At 44.8% G+C, this 17,232-nt stretch carries 16 protein-coding genes; 3 read left to right on the plus strand and 13 right to left on the minus strand.

What is annotated here, in order from left to right; genetic code table 11:
- Positions 1-142: 142 nt before the first annotated feature.
- Entirely contained in the window at positions 143-2,404 is a 2,262-nt protein-coding gene (gene secDF / locus AC0VX1_RS18310) for a protein translocase subunit SecDF (RefSeq protein ID WP_475468274.1), read from the minus strand.
- A gap of 196 nt (positions 2,405-2,600) precedes the next feature.
- Complete coding sequence (locus AC0VX1_RS18315; RefSeq protein WP_034308797.1) at positions 2,601-2,906, minus strand: post-transcriptional regulator; 306 nt, start codon at positions 2,904-2,906, stop codon at positions 2,601-2,603.
- A 170-nt stretch (positions 2,907-3,076) separates the two neighbouring features.
- On the opposite strand from AC0VX1_RS18315, the gene spoVB reads away from it, so the two are divergent.
- Positions 3,077-4,639, plus strand: a complete 1,563-nt coding sequence (gene spoVB / locus AC0VX1_RS18320; RefSeq protein ID WP_095678481.1) for a stage V sporulation protein B — start codon at positions 3,077-3,079, stop codon at positions 4,637-4,639.
- A gap of 29 nt (positions 4,640-4,668) precedes the next feature.
- On the opposite strand, the gene AC0VX1_RS18325 is transcribed toward spoVB, so the two are convergent.
- Positions 4,669-5,325 (minus strand): DUF421 domain-containing protein, encoded by a 657-nt coding sequence (locus AC0VX1_RS18325; RefSeq protein ID WP_475468276.1) that lies wholly within the window; start codon positions 5,323-5,325, stop codon positions 4,669-4,671.
- A gap of 193 nt (positions 5,326-5,518) precedes the next feature.
- Here AC0VX1_RS18325 and AC0VX1_RS18330 point away from each other — a divergent pair, with 193 nt between their 5' ends.
- Positions 5,519-5,890: a TIGR04086 family membrane protein gene (locus tag AC0VX1_RS18330; protein ID WP_328143599.1), complete on the plus strand. Its 372-nt coding sequence runs from the start codon at positions 5,519-5,521 to the stop codon at positions 5,888-5,890.
- 46 nt (positions 5,891-5,936) lie between these two features.
- Here AC0VX1_RS18330 and yajC read toward each other — a convergent pair whose 3' ends face one another.
- The 10 genes from yajC to safA all read right to left on the minus strand — a co-directional run bounded on the left by yajC (position 5,937) and on the right by safA (position 15,747).
- A complete protein-coding gene (gene yajC, locus AC0VX1_RS18335; protein ID WP_475468278.1) occupies positions 5,937-6,221 on the minus strand; it encodes a preprotein translocase subunit YajC in 285 nt (94 codons plus the stop codon).
- A 43-nt stretch (positions 6,222-6,264) separates the two neighbouring features.
- Positions 6,265-7,404 (minus strand): tRNA guanosine(34) transglycosylase Tgt, encoded by a 1,140-nt coding sequence (tgt, locus tag AC0VX1_RS18340; RefSeq protein ID WP_034308807.1) that lies wholly within the window; start codon positions 7,402-7,404, stop codon positions 6,265-6,267.
- Between the two features lie 36 nt (positions 7,405-7,440).
- A complete protein-coding gene (queA, locus tag AC0VX1_RS18345; protein WP_475468280.1) occupies positions 7,441-8,469 on the minus strand; it encodes a tRNA preQ1(34) S-adenosylmethionine ribosyltransferase-isomerase QueA in 1,029 nt (342 codons plus the stop codon).
- A 38-nt stretch (positions 8,470-8,507) separates the two neighbouring features.
- Positions 8,508-8,714 carry a DUF2905 domain-containing protein gene (locus AC0VX1_RS18350; RefSeq protein ID WP_100533627.1) on the minus strand — a complete coding sequence of 69 codons (207 nt, stop codon included), beginning with the start codon at positions 8,712-8,714 and terminating at the stop codon, positions 8,508-8,510.
- A complete protein-coding gene (ruvB, locus tag AC0VX1_RS18355; RefSeq protein ID WP_475468282.1) occupies positions 8,711-9,709 on the minus strand; it encodes a Holliday junction branch migration DNA helicase RuvB in 999 nt (332 codons plus the stop codon). The genes AC0VX1_RS18350 and ruvB overlap by 4 nt, the downstream gene beginning before the upstream one ends.
- Positions 9,710-9,720: 11 nt before the next feature.
- Positions 9,721-10,335 carry a Holliday junction branch migration protein RuvA gene (gene ruvA, locus AC0VX1_RS18360; RefSeq protein ID WP_057276624.1) on the minus strand — a complete coding sequence of 205 codons (615 nt, stop codon included), beginning with the start codon at positions 10,333-10,335 and terminating at the stop codon, positions 9,721-9,723.
- A 333-nt stretch (positions 10,336-10,668) separates the two neighbouring features.
- Positions 10,669-11,178 carry a BofC C-terminal domain-containing protein gene (locus tag AC0VX1_RS18365; RefSeq protein ID WP_475468284.1) on the minus strand — a complete coding sequence of 170 codons (510 nt, stop codon included), beginning with the start codon at positions 11,176-11,178 and terminating at the stop codon, positions 10,669-10,671.
- A 101-nt stretch (positions 11,179-11,279) separates the two neighbouring features.
- Positions 11,280-11,879, minus strand: coding sequence for a YhcN/YlaJ family sporulation lipoprotein (locus tag AC0VX1_RS18370; RefSeq protein WP_475468286.1), 600 nt, complete (start codon positions 11,877-11,879; stop codon positions 11,280-11,282).
- A 102-nt stretch (positions 11,880-11,981) separates the two neighbouring features.
- Positions 11,982-12,929: a phosphotransferase gene (locus AC0VX1_RS18375; RefSeq protein ID WP_170956534.1), complete on the minus strand. Its 948-nt coding sequence runs from the start codon at positions 12,927-12,929 to the stop codon at positions 11,982-11,984.
- On the minus strand, positions 12,919-15,747 hold the full coding sequence (safA, locus tag AC0VX1_RS18380; RefSeq protein ID WP_475468287.1) for a SafA/ExsA family spore coat assembly protein: 2,829 nt from the start codon (positions 15,745-15,747) through the stop codon (positions 12,919-12,921). The genes AC0VX1_RS18375 and safA overlap by 11 nt, the downstream gene beginning before the upstream one ends.
- Before the next feature lie 337 nt (positions 15,748-16,084).
- On the opposite strand from safA, the gene ypfJ reads away from it, so the two are divergent.
- Complete coding sequence (ypfJ, locus tag AC0VX1_RS18385) at positions 16,085-16,930, plus strand: KPN_02809 family neutral zinc metallopeptidase (protein ID WP_475468289.1); 846 nt, start codon at positions 16,085-16,087, stop codon at positions 16,928-16,930.
- Positions 16,931-17,232 lie beyond the last annotated feature (302 nt).

Raw genomic sequence — 17,232 nt, forward strand, 5'->3', positions numbered from 1 at the left:
TTCACCCCTCAACCTACTCATTATACAAAACGAATATACCAGTTTCAATTTTATTTTAAACTCATAATTGGCTGTAATTCCCTATTCAATAAGCTAGTTCAACAAAAAGAGAGCTGGCATCATGCCAGCCCCCTCTCACCTATTAAACTTGTCCTTCAAGACTTTGTTTCTTTTCTTTTGCGGTATTCAGCGGACCTTTCTTCTTCAATTCCCTGATTTTCAAATCAAGCCAGAATTGGGAAGCGATCAGTAACGATGAATACACTCCGCATATTAAACCGATAAACAGGGCAATGGAGAAGTTACGGATAGCTTCACTGCCGAAGATCATCAACGCGATGACCGTAATGAGAACGGTCAGAACCGTGTTAATGGATCTCGTCAGCGTTTGCCTGATACTGATATTTACAATGTTCTCCAGTTCTTCGACGGTTTTTATTTTACGGCTGAAGCGCAGGTTTTCACGAATACGGTCAAAGGTTACGATCGTATCATTGATCGAATAACCGACGATCGTCAGAACCGCAGCAATGAAGGTGATATCCACTTCGAGCCGGAGCAAGCTGAAAATCGTGATGATGAAGAATGCATCATGTATAAGCGCAACCACGGCAGGTACAGCCATTCGCCATTCAAACCGTATCGATACATACAATATGATTCCGATTGATGCGATCGCCAACGCGTACATGGCATTTTTCGCAAGTTCTTTTCCTACTGTCGGTGATACGGTGCTGACATTCGGTTCCGCTCCGTAATCTTTCTTGAAATGGTCCTTCAATTCAGCAATCTCTTGTTTATTTAGGACGCCGACTGTCCGAACGACAGCATTTTTATTGTCTTGTCCAGCGAGCCTGACATCCTTGATATCATCCTCGTCGATACCGACCTTTTGCATTTCGGCATTGACTTGCTGAGTCGTCAAGACGTCTTTGGACGCAATCTCGATTCGGGTGCCGCTCGTGAAATCAATCCCAAGATTCAATCTGAAGACGAGCAGGAAGATGATCCCGATAATGGTGACACCGATTGAGATGCCGTAAAAAACTTTCCGATGTTTCACGAAATCGATTTTATCAAAGCGTGTTGGCAATGACATTAAGTCCATTTTCTCGGATAAATCGTGAATGTATTTCTTCTTCACGCCAAACCATCCTGTACGTTTGTCCAGGAACCCGCTATTCACCCACAGGCTCATGAAGAGGCGTGTACCATAAACGGCTGTAATGAAACTCATTAAGATCGAAATGATCAAAGTCGTGGCAAACCCTTTAACCGAGCTAGTTCCATAATAGAACAGTACGGCCGCAGCCAGCAGGGTCGTCAAGTTGGCATCCGTGATTGTAGCAAGTGAATTCTTGGTACCTTCTTTATAAGCTGCCTTAACCGATCTGCCAAGTTTCAATTCATCCCTGATTCGCTCATAGGTTATGATATTGGCGTCTACGGCCATCCCGACCCCGAGTACCAATGCTGCAATACCAGGCAGCGTAAGGACCGCATTCATCCAATCAAACACTAAAAGCGTCAAGAAAAGGTATATGCTTAAAGTGACGACTGCAATGAAGCCCGGGAAGCGGTAATACACAAGCATGAAGATGAAAACAAGTGCAATTCCGATGATTCCCGCAAAAATGGTATCATGCAGTGCACCTGCACCGAACTGGGCACCTACTGAAGTGGAGTACTTTTCTTTCAAATCAACCGGCAGGGCACCTGCATTCAGTAGGGCTGCAAGCTCTTTCGCTTCTTCCAACTTGAATTGACCGGTAATAAACACTTTATTCGTATTGAAAACTTCACTGACAGCTGGAGCTGAAATCATATTGTCTTGTGAAGAAGTATCCTTAATGGAATCTTTTCCTTCCTCGAAATCCAGCCAGATTGCAAGTACATTAGTCGGACTTGGCATCGAGGATATTTTTTGAGTGATGTCCTTAAATTTATTTACGTCTTTCAATGTGACTTCGACAACCGGTTTATTATCTTGGAACGTTTGTTTCGCGCCGCCTTCTTTCAGGTCGGCACCGGTCATCATTTCCTTATCGTTATAATCACGGAAGGATAATTTAGCTTGTGTAGAAAGGATTTCCCGAGCGTTGTTTTGGTCTTTGACCCCAGCCAATTGTACGCGGATCCGGTCTTTCCCTTCTATTTGTATGTTAGGCTCGCTAACACCCAACACATTGACACGCCGCTCAAGTGAGCTTACTGTAGCCCGTAAAACTTCCGGGGTGATCTTTTCCCCAGACAGCGGTTTTACTTCATATAACACTTCAAACCCGCCTTGAAGATCAAGACCCAGCTTGATATCCTTTAGGATTCCTTTTGAAGTCGTCCCCATCGCTGCGAAAATCAAAAGTGCGATTAGAAAAAACGCAACGATCCTGCTTCTTTTTACCATTATGTAGTAGGCCCCTTTCTATAATACGCCTGTTCCTGAAGTTAATAAAACCGTCATTTGTTGTTTAAATGATAACTGCATACCCTATGCTTCTTGAGAAAAAAGACACAGCTTTCCATACTTTTCCCAAAAAAAGCATAACCATATCTATTATGATTCATATACAAACAGCTGTCAATTTAAGTATATCTTTGCGTTATTCTTTCAAAAGCTCCTTCAGTTCCTCTTCGGAAAGCGGCTCGAATAGGTTTGGTGATTTATAGGCTTCGACCATTTGGAAGGTCATGAACTGGTTGCTCGAAAATGTCACGATATCTGCGACAAGTTCATGAAGGTGAATGTTTTCCTGCGGGCGTTTCCATTTATTTTTGGTTAAGGTTCCCCATATGTCTTCCTCTGTTACGGCATTCAATCCGACCATTTGGAATTCCTCACGCTTACTCTTCAAAAATGGACGCACCTTTAGATAATACCTTTGATAGGGATGATTCTTTTTTGCCATCACTTTGCCTCCAGTAAAATGATTCTCAAATGAATGCGCAGTTTCTTAGAAGGGTTTCTTATCATTTGTTAGAACGCAAACAAACACTTTTGTCATGCTTTGTCCAAGTACAAGCATATAGATAATTGTATAGCATAACCGCTTTTTTGAGAAGGCAGGGAGGGAGTTCAATGTCCAAATTTTTAAAAGGGACGCTGATTTTATTAATCGCAAGCCTGATTACAAGGGTTCTTGGTTTCATTAACCGTATTGTCATCGCCCGCTTCATCGGCGAAGAAGGCGTTGGTTTATATATGATGGCTCTACCGACACTCTTTCTCGTCGTGAACATAACCCAGTTGGGCCTGCCAATCGCCATTTCGAAATATGTGGCCGAAGCCAATGCCAGGGGTGATGAACGGAAAATCAAGAAAATCCTTGTCGTCTCTTTGGCCTGCACCTTTACTCTATCGATGATTTTCACTCCTGCGATGCTGCTTTTCGCACCGGTTCTATCAGAATACCTATTCACGGACGAACGGACGTTATGGCCGCTCATGGCGATTGCCCCAATCGTACCGATCATTGCCATTTCATCCGTACTGCGCGGTTATTTCCAAGGCAAGCAAAATATGAAGCCCTTCGCTTTCTCACAAGTTATCGAACAGGTGGCCAGAATCACTTTCATAGCCGTCCTGACCAAGGCCTTTTTGCCATATGGAATCGAATATGCGGCAGCCGGGGCAATGCTTGCATCGATTATCGGTGAGCTCGTCTCTCTCATTTACTTATTGACCAGCTTTAAAATAAAGAAACATTTTAAGTTCAGAAAGGGTTTCTTCAATAATGTCAAATCCGGAAAAGGAACGTTCACCGAATTGATGGGGATTGCCCTTCCTACCACCGGAAGCAGGATGATTGGATCGGTATCGTGGTTTTTCGAACCGATAGTCGTTGCCCAGAGTTTGGCACTTGCCGGGGTCACTGCGGCCGCAGCCACCAGTCAATACGGGGAGTTGACTGGATATGCTCTGCCTTTACTCATGCTTCCTTCCTTCGTTACATCATCATTGGCGACGGCACTTGTCCCGGCAGTGAGCGAAGCCCGTACGACCGGAAACTTTTTACTCGTTGAACACAGGCTTCAACAAGCCCTGAAAATCACCTTCATCACAGGCTGTTTAGCTATCGTCATTCTGTTCATCTTTGCCGAACCGATCTTGCAAGTCATGTATGGATCTTCGCATGCTGCCGTTTTCATTAAATTCCTGGCACCTTTTTTCATCCTTTATTACTTTCAATATCCGCTGCAATCCATGCTGCAGGCACTGGACCTTGCAAAGGCTGCAATGTTCAACAGCCTGGCTGGGAACATCCTTAAAATCGGTGTGATCTGGCTTCTGGCTTCAAAGGAAAGTTTCGGGATCATGGGAGCCGCAATCGGGATAGCTGTCGGTACGATGCTCGTTACTTTCCTGCATTTTTCAACCGTGCTGAAGGTCGTCCCTTTCACGCTTCATTTCCGAAGCTATATGTCAGCCCTGGTCCTTGCTTTAATTTCAGGATGGGGCGGTTATTATCTTTATCAATTCCCGCTCTCCTCACAGCCTATCGGGATACGGCTTTTGCTTTCCGTAACCGTCGTTATCCTGCTGTTCACTTTTTTCCTGCTCATGACCGGCAGCATAAAAAAGGCCGATCTGATCAGGATTCCTGTAGTTGGCGGCTTTTTGTCAAAATTGGCTTGGAAATAAAATGAACCGAAGCATTCATAGGCTTTGGTTCATTTCTTCGTTTCATTTTTATCGATGTAAATTTGGCCATCTATGTACCCGCAAATCGAAATCTCTTTAACCTTCGTTTCTCCCTGTTCTTTTAACTGATTCAGAAGCCAAACATGGTTTTTCCCAATTTTATCAAGATTTTTTTCTTGTATCTCTCCGTCGACAATCAGCGGGAATGGCACCTGATTTTCCGACCCTTCTTCGTCGCTTTTTTTAATCACTGAGAGCTTTCCTGAAGTTTCAAGGATTGCAAATTGCACTTCGTTTATATCAATAATTCCTTGTTCACGAAGTTGCGTCAATAAGTCATCAAAATTATATCGTTGTCTGCGCATCGCTTTTTCATCTATTTTCCCCTGATTAATGATGATCTGGGGCTTACCGTCCATGAAATTGCGTAATTTGACACTTTTCAATGAAGCAAATGCCAATGTGATTTGGAGGATCGCGAGGACAAACATCGGGATAGTCTGTCGGATGAACGGTTTTTCCAAATCTTCAAAGGATAGCACAGCAATGTCCCCTATCATGATGGATACCACTAAATCAAGAACGCTCAGTTCCCCAACTTCCCGCTTACCCATCATTCGAAAAAGGAACCAGATGACCAGATAGATTACCGTCGTTCGAAATATAATCCCTAGATAGATATCCACTTCAACAACACTTCCTTCATCCATAGCATGGCTTGGGAATTGAAAAATTACTCCATAATCTTTTCTAATTTTACGTGAAGCTTCTTAAACCTGGTCTAAAGGTTCGATATCGGGAATATGCTTGTACAAACACATAAACAGGCTATACGTATCAGCCTTTTAAAAAGGAGGAATACCCATCGAAACTAAAAAAATGAGTGTCGCCGTAATTTATGGCGTAGGCTCCATCTTTGCCATAGCGATGATTGCTAGTTTAATCGTTTCCATCCTTCTTCGCTTTACTTCATTGGCGGAATCATCCCTGACATACGTGGTCATGATCGTGTCCTTTTTATCGCTGTTCATTGGTGGATTCATATCAGGAGGCAAAGGGAAAAAGCAAGGACTATTCTTGGGCGGAAGCACTGGGCTGCTTTATCTGTTGGTCGTGTTCCTTTTTCAATATTTAGGTCACGATGCCCTTTTCACCATCAAGCAATGGATATACTATGGCTGTTTTGTGATTACGGCCATGATGGGTGGCGTTCTTGGGGTCAACATGAGTTCCGACTCACGCTCCGATTAAAATAAGACAGCAAAAAACCGGGCACATGGCCCGGTTTTCGTTTGTTTTATAGGGATGCTTCTTTATTCGGTGCGCTTTCCGTAATTTCACGGATTGCTGCACGGTCAAAAGTCAGTTTTGTACCGTCTGGTGATTTAATGACGATTCGCTGTTCATCGATTGCATCGATTGTTCCGTGCATGCCGCCGATAGTAGCAACTTTATCACCTTTTTTCAGACTGCTTTGCATGTTTTGCGTAGTCTTTTGGCGTTTTTGCTGCGGACGGATCAATAAGAAATAGAACAATACGAACATTAAAATCAACGGAAGTATTTGTGTTAAAGAACCCATTTAAGTATATTCACTCCTTTCGTTCATTAAAATATTTATGGAATTAGAAGTTTCTCGCATTTGGTTCATTGAAACCATACTGCTCAAAAAACTCTTCCCTAAAGTCTCCAAGACGATCTTCTCGAATAGCTTGTCTGACCTGTTCCATCAAGTTTAACAGAAAATGAAGATTATGGTAAGTCGTAAGGCGAATTCCAAAGGTTTCTTCACATTTAATCAAGTGGCGGATATATGCCCGGCTATAGTTCTTGCAAACATGGCAATCGCAATTTTCATCGATTGGACCGAAATCGCGTGCATACTTCGCATTTTTCACAACCAACCGCCCATTGCTCGTCATGAGCGTACCATTACGCGCGATTCGCGTCGGCAGTACACAGTCAAACATATCAACACCGCGGAGTGCACCATCGATCAATGAGTCCGGTGAACCGACCCCCATAAGATAGCGCGGTTTGTCAGATGGAAGCAGCGGAGTTGTAAACTCAAGGACGCGGTTCATGATATCCTTCGGTTCCCCTACTGATAGTCCTCCAATAGCATAACCCGGGAAGTCAAGGGAGACAAGGTCTTTTGCACTTTGTTTGCGAAGATTTTCAAACTCCCCGCCTTGAACGATTCCGAACAGCCCTTGGTCATTTGGACGCTCATGTGCATTCAAACAGCGTTCCGCCCAGCGCGATGTCCGTTCAACCGACTTCTTCATATATTCTTCAGTCGCCGGAAATGGCGGACATTCATCAAAGGCCATCATGATATCGGAGCCAAGCGCATTTTGTATTTCCATCGCTTTTTCCGGAGATAAAAATAATTTATCGCCATTCAGATGGTTCCTGAAATGCACACCCTCTTCTTCAATTTTGCGGAACTCGCTTAAACTGAAGACTTGAAAGCCGCCTGAATCGGTCAAAATCGCCCGATCCCAGTTCATGAACTTATGCAATCCGCCAGCTTCCTTGATGATTTCATGCCCCGGACGCAGCCATAGGTGGTACGTATTGCTCAAGATGATTCCTGCCCCCATTTGTTTCAAATCTTCCGGGGACATCGTTTTGACAGTAGCCATCGTTCCAACCGGCATAAATGCCGGCGTTTCAAAAGAACCATGCGGCGTATGGACCCGGCCTAGCCGTGCCCCTGTCTGTTTACATGTTTTGATTAACTCATATCGTATTGCAGTCAACGCAATAACTCCCTTCAAGAGCTTCTCACTCTTATATTACTTAATTAACATTGCATCTCCAAAACTAAAGAACCTGTATTTTTCTTCCACAGCCGTTTCATAGGCATGAAGGACATGCTCCCTGCCTGCAAGTGCAGAAATAAGCATGATTAAAGTCGATTTAGGCAAATGAAAGTTCGTTATCATCGCATCGATCCCTTTGAACTCATAACCAGGATAAATGAAGATGCTCGTCCAGCCATTCTCTTCCTTGAAAACCCCATCATTGCGGGACGCAATCGTTTCCAATGTCCTTGTGGACGTAGTGCCGACCGTAATGATTTTCCCGCCTTTTTCCTTCACGTCATTCAGTAATCTGGCAGTGCCTTCCGTCATTTGATAAAATTCCGAATGCATTTCATGGGTGTCAATATCGTCGACACTTACCGGACGGAATGTACCAAGCCCGACATGCAGCGTGATGAAGGCGATGTGGACACCCATCCCTTTAAGTTTCTCAAGCAAATCCTCCGTAAAATGCAGGCCAGCAGTAGGTGCCGCTGCAGATCCCCTTTCCCGCGCATAAACGGTTTGATAGCGGTCCTGATCATCAAGTTGTTCCTTGATGTATGGAGGTAACGGCATTTCGCCCAGCTTCTCCAGTATTTCATAAAATATGCCATCATATTTAAATTCAAGGATACGGCCGCCATGCTCGAGTACACCTGTACAGACGGCACTCAGCTTACCATCGCCGAAAACGATCGTCGAGCCTTCCTTAATCCGTTTGGCCGGCTTCACAAGCGTTTCCCAGACATCATCATGCTCTTGCTTAAGCAGCAATACTTCGATCTTTGCACCTGTCCCTTCTTTACTGCCGTAAAGTCGGGCCGGAAGCACTTTTGTATCATTCAACACCAGGCAATCTCCCGGTTTGATATATTCCGTGATATGGCTGAATACATCATGCTGGAGCTTACCGGTTTCTTTGTCCAGTACCATCAATCTACTTGCTTCCCTATCCTCCAAAGGAACTTGGGCAATCAGTTCCTCCGGTAAATGAAAATCAAACATATCCAATTTCATCTGTTCCACTTCCTTACGTGTCTATCAAGCTGTAATCATTATTTAAAACGGCCGATCAAATAAAAAATCGCGGACAACACAATACTGACGATGATTGATGTAACGATAGGAAAGTAAAAAGTCGTATTCCCCTTTTTCAGAAAAATATCTCCCGGCAGCCTGCCGAGATGGATATATTTCATCGCAAAACCAATCACGAAAATAATCACACCCAGAATCATGACCATCTTTGGTATATTCATCATTCAGGCATCTCCATGCCGAAATGCTCATAAACAAGCTGTGTTGCCATCCGGCCTCTTGGGGTGCGCTGAAGAAAACCGACTTGCAGCAAATATGGTTCATACACATCTTCGATCGTATGTGCCTCTTCGCCAATCGTTGCCGCAATCGTTTCCAGGCCCACGGGCCCGCCACGGAATTTTTCAATGATCCCTTTAAGTAATTTATGGTCAATATGATCGAGTCCTAAACGGTCGACCTGCATTAATTCAAGCGCATAATCGGCAAGCTCCGCCGTTATCGTCCCATCACCGCGTACCTGGGCGAAATCCCTGACCCTCCGTAAAAGCCGATTGGCTATTCTTGGTGTGCCCCTTGACCTTCTTGCAAGCTCTGACGCTGCTTGATCGTCCATTTCCGTATCCATGATTCTTGCTGTACGGATGATGATATCAGTCAAATGGTTTTCGGTATAATATTCAAGACGGCTCAATACGCCAAAACGGTCCCTGAGCGGTGCAGACAGCGAGCCTGCCCGTGTCGTGGCCCCTACAAGGGTGAACGGCGGCAAGTCGATCCGGATCGAACGGGCTTCCGGTCCCTTACCGACTACAATATCCAGACAGAAGTCCTCCATAGCCGGATATAACACTTCCTCAACGACACGAGGGAGACGGTGAATCTCATCAATGAACAATACATCACCTGGTTCAAGTGCACTCAAAATGGCCGCCAGATCTCCCGGCCGCTCAATGGCGGGACCGGAAGTCGTGCGGATATTCACACCCATTTCGTTGGCGATGATGACGGCAAGCGTCGTCTTGCCAAGACCAGGCGGTCCATATAAAAGTACATGATCGAGCGTTTCTTCACGCATCCTTGCCGCCTCGATGTATACACTCAAATTCGCTTTCACTTTATCCTGTCCGATATATTGCTTTAAGTTTTGCGGCCGCAGGCTTTGTTCAAAGGACAGTTCGTTCAGATCGGCTTCCTGATTGAATATTCTCTCCTCCATTGCGCCACTCCTTATCTTAACATCATTTGCAATGCTTTCTTAATATATTGCTCGGTCGTCATATCTTCAGCCTGCAATTTCTTGGCTACCTTTTGGACTTCCTTTTCAGAATAACCAAGAGCCTTCAATGCAAGAATGGCTTCATCCAATTCCTCCGTATAACCATTTGGACTGATTGCAGCCGTGACGCCTTCGTTAAACAAGCTTGGAAACGCATCCGGTATAATGTTCTCCAGTTTCCCTTTTAAGTCGAGAATCATTTGCCGTGCCGTTTTCTTTCCGACTCCCGGGAATTTAACCAAAAATGATTCATCTTCATTTTCGATCGCCTGTACCACCTGATCAACCTGGCCTGATGCCAATATGGCTAGGGCACCCTTCGGCCCGATTCCGGTTACATTCAATAATTTTGTGAATAACGCCTTTTCTTGACGAGTCTGAAATCCGTATAATGCCACCATATCCTCACGAACATAATGATACAGGAAAACTTGGATTTCTTTCTGGTATTGAGCGGAAAAAATAAAAGGATTCGGCGTCATCACTTGATATCCGATCCCCCCATTTTCCACAACTATGTATTCAGGTCCAATATAATCGACCTTGCCTTTTATATAATCATACAAATTAATTCTCTCCCTGATTTTGCTGTACCTCTCATTTTATCATAAAAAGGGGGTGTTGTTCATTAAAAGTTATTTCATAATCGGCAAAGTCTATTCACGGGGAATTCCGGGTGTCACCTCACTGCTTAAAACAAAGTTGATTGAAACCGGCGTGCAAGACTAGCGTCCAAGGGAGACCCGACAGGCGCAAAAATACAAAGGGTGGACCGCCCGCGGAAAGCGAGTTCCCGCAGTCGAAATCAACCGTAATGATAAACACCAAAAAAACTGTAGACAACTCTCCATCATTACCCGAGTCAGTCTACAGTCTGAAGGGTGGGATGCCATCCCACCCTAGTTTAACGAATATGGCTCATATTCTTTAATGAGCTGTTTATATTGGTCTTTATTCATGATCGGAATCCCTTTTTGCAGTTCCTCCTGCTTGTATGCTTCAAGTTTACCAACGTCTATTTGGTAGAATGTATGAATGATCTTGGCGTGCTCAGGCCTGCCGATAAAAATGGATAATGTACCATCTTCCCTCATCCCAAGGTAACCATTCGCTTTTAACAGCGGAGATATGTCATTCTCAATTTTCTTCATGACAATCTGCTCTTCATTTTGATCGACTACTTGCCATCCTTCATATTTTGCCCAAAAGTCCTCCATCGACCAAATTGTTTCTGTCAATTTCTCTTCACTTAACTCGCCATCCAAATACATACGCTGAAGAATGACCTTCCTTTCAATTGGATCATTTTCCTTTTGAACGGTTTCTTCCGCAAAAACGGTTAAGCAAAATGGCAATATGAAAAGTGCCAAGATAAATTGGATTCTAAGTTGATTAAACAATATACTCACCTCTTAAGGCGTTTACTTTTTATGTAGTTTGACCCAAATAAGGATTATTAACCAGAAAAAAAATCAAAAAGAGCTGACTCCAAGTCGGGTCAGCCCACAAATTATTTTAAGTGATTTTCGTGGATGTTAAGGTTATCGAACATGTCATTGGCATCCAAAATGATCATTTCCCTCGTATCTCCATCCCGAAGATTGTTATCAAGTGTCATCGTCCTGAAATAGACACCTTCATCGGTGGTTACATATAGGGTACGGCCATTGGTAAGCGGTCCGATCTCCTTCTTGATTCTTTGTTTAACATCATTTGCTTGGCTATAGTCGTCCAGCCGCAAGGCTACCAGCATTTCATCTTGCATGATGATTGTCCTGGCATCTCTAACCGACTCCACTTTATTGGCGACACCATTTACTCTGTCGGCTAAAGAGCCTTCATAAGAATTATAATAAGATGATTTTGCCTTTAGCGGCTTACTTTCATGTCCATGGTAGTTACGGTCACTCTTACTGTACGCATCATCTTTATTGTATAAACCATGCGCCATATTCTCATAATTGATGTTTCGCACCAATGCATCTTTTTCATGGTATCCTGTATCATTCGTGATATTTTCATTTTCCGCTGTATCATTATTAGCACATCCAACCAAACTGACGGCGGCCAATACCGTATAAAGCGGCTGTGCCCATTTTATTTTCTGCACCAATAACCCTCCCATTGCAATAGAATGAGCTATATTCCGCTCATAATTAGCATGGGTGTCGAATGGGAAATGTACTCTGTAAGATACGGCCAAAAACCCATTTTAATTCCTATTAAGGGAAGAAATCCTTTTCGCCAATTTTTCATTCATCTCCATCCGCTCCGAAAAACCTTCCACTGTCATTTTCCAGACCGAATGAAGCTGGGAAGAACTTTTATTAAGACGATTCCATTCACGGAAGATATCGGTAGGGTAAGTTAAAGCATATAAAAAGGCCAGGTCTGACTGATACCTTTGCAATTGCGGCACTTCCCACAGCTCGTTGGCCGCGTCTTCCAGATGTGGCGAAATTCGATTTGCGTACTGTAAATAATCAATGCACCTCGGGGCATTTGCCATTAAGTCAAAATCGATTAAAGTCAAAGTGCCGTCCGCTCTCCGCAAGAAATTATGGTGGGCACAATCACCATGAATGATGACTTTCTTTTCCTTATCCCATAAAGACTGATATTTATCAAACCCCTCTAGCGACCATTCCCCCCATCTAATCCATTCCTTGATAATATCTTCGGAAACATATTGGCGAACATAAGAAAAGTTCTTTTTAAATAGTGATAAGCGTTCTTTCCACTTTTTTGATTGATTGAACACAGGCGCGTTAATGGAGAGATTTTCCGACACATCATGGAAGCTTTCCAGTAACTGAATGCCTTCTAAGCGGTCCTTATCATTGGAAAACCTGAATTTTTTCTTGTTCGGCGGAAAATAGTCCATACTGCCATACCACTTCCCTTTAAATTGAAAGGGCATTAAATTCTGATGAATATAATACGTTTGATGAAATCCCTTTTGTTTTAATAAAGAAGTCAATTCTCTTTGTCGATCCCATTTTTCAAAACTGTCAAACCCTTTAAGGATCATTGAATGACCTTTTTCAAAAGTTATTAAATAGACACTGCTTTGGATATGGTGGACATTCTTTGGCTTACGATTTAAATAAGAGAGGAGACGAGTGTTAAAAACACTGTCTCCTTGATGATTAGTAGTCATCGCTTTCATCTACATATGTCGGTATCCCAAATGTTTCAGGTGCACGCACGCCCCCGAATTGGCCTGGCTGGCCTCCCATTTGTCCAGGTAACATAGCTTCAGGTTGCCCCCCAAGCTGTCCGCGCATCATGTCCGGCTGACCGCCAAATTGTCCCGGCATCATTCCTGGTTGACCTCCGTTTTGGCCGCCCATCATCATGCCTGGCTGGCCTCCATTTTGGCCACCCATCATTCCCGGCTGACCTCCGTTTTGACCACCCATCATTCCTGGTTGACCTCCGTTTTGGCCGCCCATCATCCACGGCTGGCCTCCATTTTGGCCGCCCATCATTCCTGGTTGACCTCCGTTTTGGCCGCCCATCATACCTGGCTGACCACCGTTTTGATCGCCCATCATCCCTGGAGGACCTCCTATTTGCATTTCCTTTATGCCGGGCTGGCCTCCGTTTTGACCGCCCATCAACATGTCCGGCTGACCTCCGTTTTGACCGCCCATCATCATGCCCGGTGGCTGACCTCCGTTTTGGCCGCCCATCATCATGCCTGGACCTCCGTTTTGATCGCCCATCATCATGCCTGGTGGCTGACCTCCGTTTTGGCCGCCCATCATCATGCCTGGTGGCTGACCTCCGTTTTGGCCGCCCATCATCATGCCTGGTGGCTGACCTCCGTTTTGGCCGCCCATCATCATGCCTGGTGGCTGACCTCCGTTTTGGCTGCCCATCATCATGCCTGGTGGCTGACCTCCGTTTTGACCGCCCATCATCATGCCTGGCTGGCCTCCGTTTTGGCCGCCCATCATCATGCCCGGTGGCTGACCTCCGTTTTGGCCGCCCATCATCATGCCCGGTGGCTGACCTCCGTTTTGGCCGCCCATCATCATGCCTGGTGGCTGGCCTCCGTTTTGACCGCCCATCATCATGCCTGGCTGGCCTCCGTTTTGGCCGCCCATCATCATGCCCGGTGGCTGACCTCCGTTTTGGCCGCCCATCATCATGCCTGGACCTCCGTTTTGATCGCCCATCATCATGCCTGGTGGCTGACCTCCGTTTTGGCCACCCATCATCATGCCTGGACCTCCGTTTTGGCCGCCCATCATCATGCCTGGACCTCCGTTTTGGCCACCCATCATCATGCCTGGACCTCCGTTTTGGCCACCCATCATCATGCCTGGTGGCTGACCTCCGTTTTGGCCGCCCATCATCATGCCTGGACCTCCGTTTTGGCCGCCCATCATCATGCCTGGCTGGCCACCGTTTTGACCGCCCATCATCATGCCTGGTGGCTGACCTCCGTTTTGGCCGCCCATCATCATGTCCGGCTGGCCTCCGTTTTGACCGCCCATCAACATGTCCGGCTGGCCTCCGTTTTGGCCGCCCATCATCATGCCTGGCTGGCCTCCGTTTTGGCCGCCCATCATCAAGAATCCTTCCGATTCTTCTGACTCATCATCAAATTGATATTGCATATCCATTCCCATCTGAGAATCGTTAGGTGACATCCCTGGGTATGGAGCCTGTTGCTGTGATTGAACGGATTGATATTGGTGATAATCCTGTGCATTGGCATCCATCCCTTGGTTCCCTTGATACTGTCCCTTCACTTCCGGGCCATAAGTTCCAAGTAGCCCCTTATTACAACCGCAATCTTCCTCTTCCTCACCGGCAGTCTGTGAAAACTGAGGGAAGTTTTGATTGTAGGAAGATGACTCGCCTGGTGACTCATAATCTTGTTGCATATATGGACCTGCTTGAGGTTGTTGATTCATCCCTCCATAATAATGGTGCGGAACCGGTGCGGAGGCTTGATATGGATAATATTGCTGGCTTGGTGCATTCATGCTCGCCCCTTGGACAAATCCATGATCCATCATTTCCATGTCAGGAGATTCTCCCCAAATATCAGAGCTCTCTTCCATCATTTGATAACCATGCATTTCCGGAGCCGCCTGATACCCTTGAACGCCTTGGTATGGGGCTTGCATGCCTTGCATTTGCATATGCGCCCACGGTGGCGGTTGAATGCAATAGCCGCTTCCAGGCAAGATTGGCGTTACTGGAATACAATCATCCACCGGCTCATCCTGAGCTGACTGTACAGCTGGCTTTTTCTTCTTCTTTTTAGTGACTGCAGGCTCTTCTTTTTTCTTTGGTAAAGGCGGTGGTGCAGGAGGCTTTTGCACACTCATATTGGTCATGTTGACCATATAATAATTATTGACATCGATTTCCGGAATTACCGGCATAGGCACCGGCATTTCTTTTGGAACGACTTTTTGCTTTTCTTTAATGATAGGCTTTGGCTGAATGATTTGCTGCTCTTTTTTTGGTTTTTGAATGATTGGTTGTTCTTTAACAGGCTGTTGAAATTTTGGCTGCTCTTTTACGGGCTGTTGAAATTTTGGCTGTTCTTTCACCGGTTGTTGAAATTTTGGCTGCTCTTTTACGGGCTGTTGAAATTTTGGCTGTTCTTTCACCGGTTGTTGAAATTTTGGCTGCTCTTTTACGGGCTGTTGAAATTTTGGCTGTTCTTTTACAGCCGGTTTTTGCATGATTTGCTGCTCTTTCATAGGTGCTGGCTGAGCCTGATACGGTTGAATTTGGGATTCTTTCATTCCCGGCTGAATATTCACGTTTGGTTTACCCGTTTCTTTTATTACAGCTCCGGATGTCCCTGGAATTTTAATTTTCATTCCGGGCATCATCATGTCCGGGTTGCTCAATTGCGCGTTAACTTTTTTAAGTTCTTCAAAACTGACGCCGTATTTTTTGGCGAGTTTCCAAAGTGTATCGCCTTTTTGGACTATATGAATTTTCACGCTGTTAACCCCTCCTGTGCATATGTCCATATATTCTATGAAGCATTGGGTGAAATGCTATTATTTTTATCATGAAAACTTATGCGTGAAAAATGACTTTTATGATTGGTTCAATGATTTAGGGACATGGGAGCTACTTTTTTGGAGAAGTAATAAATGATATGACATCTTAAAAAAGGAGATTCCATTGCATTCAGGAGGCAATGGTTTTTTAGTTATGTTCTGAAATGCTTCATTCAAGCTTCTGTCTAAACTTAGGGAAATACGGGTATAAGAAAGTAAATGGCCTAAGGCTTTGTCTTCAGGTACTTATCTTACATTCCTGGGGGGAATAATAATGAAATGGAAAGGTAGACAGGGCAGCTCGAATGTTGAGGACAAAAGAGGGATGACCGGAAAAAGCATGGCAGGAATCGGCGGAGGGGTCGGATTGGTAATTGTCTTGATCGTGACTCTCCTTGGCGGTAATCCAAGTGATTTGCTGGGCAGCTTGAATTCTACTGAACCGAACAATGGCAGCTCTTATGTCGAAACGAATGAAGAGAAGGAGCTTGCGCAGTTCGTATCTGTCGTCCTTGCAGAAACGGAACAGGTCTGGACAAAAGAATTCCGTAAAAATGGACTGGAATATAGGGAACCTACCCTTGTCATGTATTCAGGCAGTGTCGAATCGGCATGCGGGATGGCAGCTTCTTCGGTAGGGCCATTTTATTGTCCTGGTGACATGAAACTGTATATTGATCTCAGCTTTTATCAAGAGTTGAAGCAAGAATTCCAGGCACCCGGGGATTTCGCCATGGCCTATGTCATTGCCCACGAGGTCGGACATCATGTTCAGACACTTTTAGGGACAACGGAAAAGGAAATGCCCGATCGGTCAAAGGTCAGCGAGACTGAATATAATAGGTATTCTGTCCGTCTTGAATTACAGGCCGATTATTTGGCTGGAGTTTGGGCACATCATGTCCAAGGAGAGAATTTGCTTGAAGAAGGCGATCTTGAGGAAGCCTTGAATGCAGCAAGTGGTGTGGGAGATGACCGTATCCAAAAAAAGGCACAGGGGTACGTGGTTCCAGACAGCTTCACGCACGGTACATCCGAACAGAGAAAACGGTGGTTCAATAAAGGATTTAAATCCGGTGATATGAATGAAGGCAATACTTTTAAAGCGAATAGCCTTTAAAAGTTCTACTTGTTTCAAAACATAAAAAAAGGGGGAGTTTATCCCCCTTTTTAGACTGAAGACAAATTCGAAGAAAAGCGAGTTTGTCTACTTTTTTATGGTGAAAATTATATTTGATTTCAGAAATCCGCTCCCTTTCCGCCGACTGTCTGCCAAGTCTCCTCGACGCAAGTGTCTCGGCTATCCAGTTATTCGGCAGGAGTGTCGCAAACCTGTGAGTTTCAGCTAAAACAGTAACAATACACGTGGATTACTCGGTCTTGTTTTAAATCATGGCAATGATCCCATGATAAAATTGCATT

Source organism: Peribacillus sp. QJM3NY_7, assembly GCF_056173225.1.

What these genes read in the sequence shown, in the direction of transcription:
- secDF (WP_475468274.1), bottom strand. Translation starts at nt 2,404, where the DNA reads ATGGTAAAAAGAAGCAGGATCGTTGCGTTTTTTCTAATCGCACTTTTG.
- AC0VX1_RS18315 (WP_034308797.1), bottom strand. Translation starts at nt 2,906, where the DNA reads ATGGCAAAAAAGAATCATCCCTATCAAAGGTATTATCTAAAGGTGCGT.
- spoVB (WP_095678481.1), top strand. Translation starts at nt 3,077, where the DNA reads ATGTCCAAATTTTTAAAAGGGACGCTGATTTTATTAATCGCAAGCCTG.
- AC0VX1_RS18330 (WP_328143599.1), top strand. Translation starts at nt 5,519, where the DNA reads ATGAGTGTCGCCGTAATTTATGGCGTAGGCTCCATCTTTGCCATAGCG.
- yajC (WP_475468278.1), bottom strand. Translation starts at nt 6,221, where the DNA reads ATGGGTTCTTTAACACAAATACTTCCGTTGATTTTAATGTTCGTATTG.
- queA (WP_475468280.1), bottom strand. Translation starts at nt 8,469, where the DNA reads ATGAAATTGGATATGTTTGATTTTCATTTACCGGAGGAACTGATTGCC.
- AC0VX1_RS18350 (WP_100533627.1), bottom strand. Translation starts at nt 8,714, where the DNA reads ATGATGAATATACCAAAGATGGTCATGATTCTGGGTGTGATTATTTTC.
- ruvB (WP_475468282.1), bottom strand. Translation starts at nt 9,709, where the DNA reads ATGGAGGAGAGAATATTCAATCAGGAAGCCGATCTGAACGAACTGTCC.
- AC0VX1_RS18375 (WP_170956534.1), bottom strand. Translation starts at nt 12,929, where the DNA reads ATGACTACTAATCATCAAGGAGACAGTGTTTTTAACACTCGTCTCCTC.
- ypfJ (WP_475468289.1), top strand. Translation starts at nt 16,085, where the DNA reads ATGAAATGGAAAGGTAGACAGGGCAGCTCGAATGTTGAGGACAAAAGA.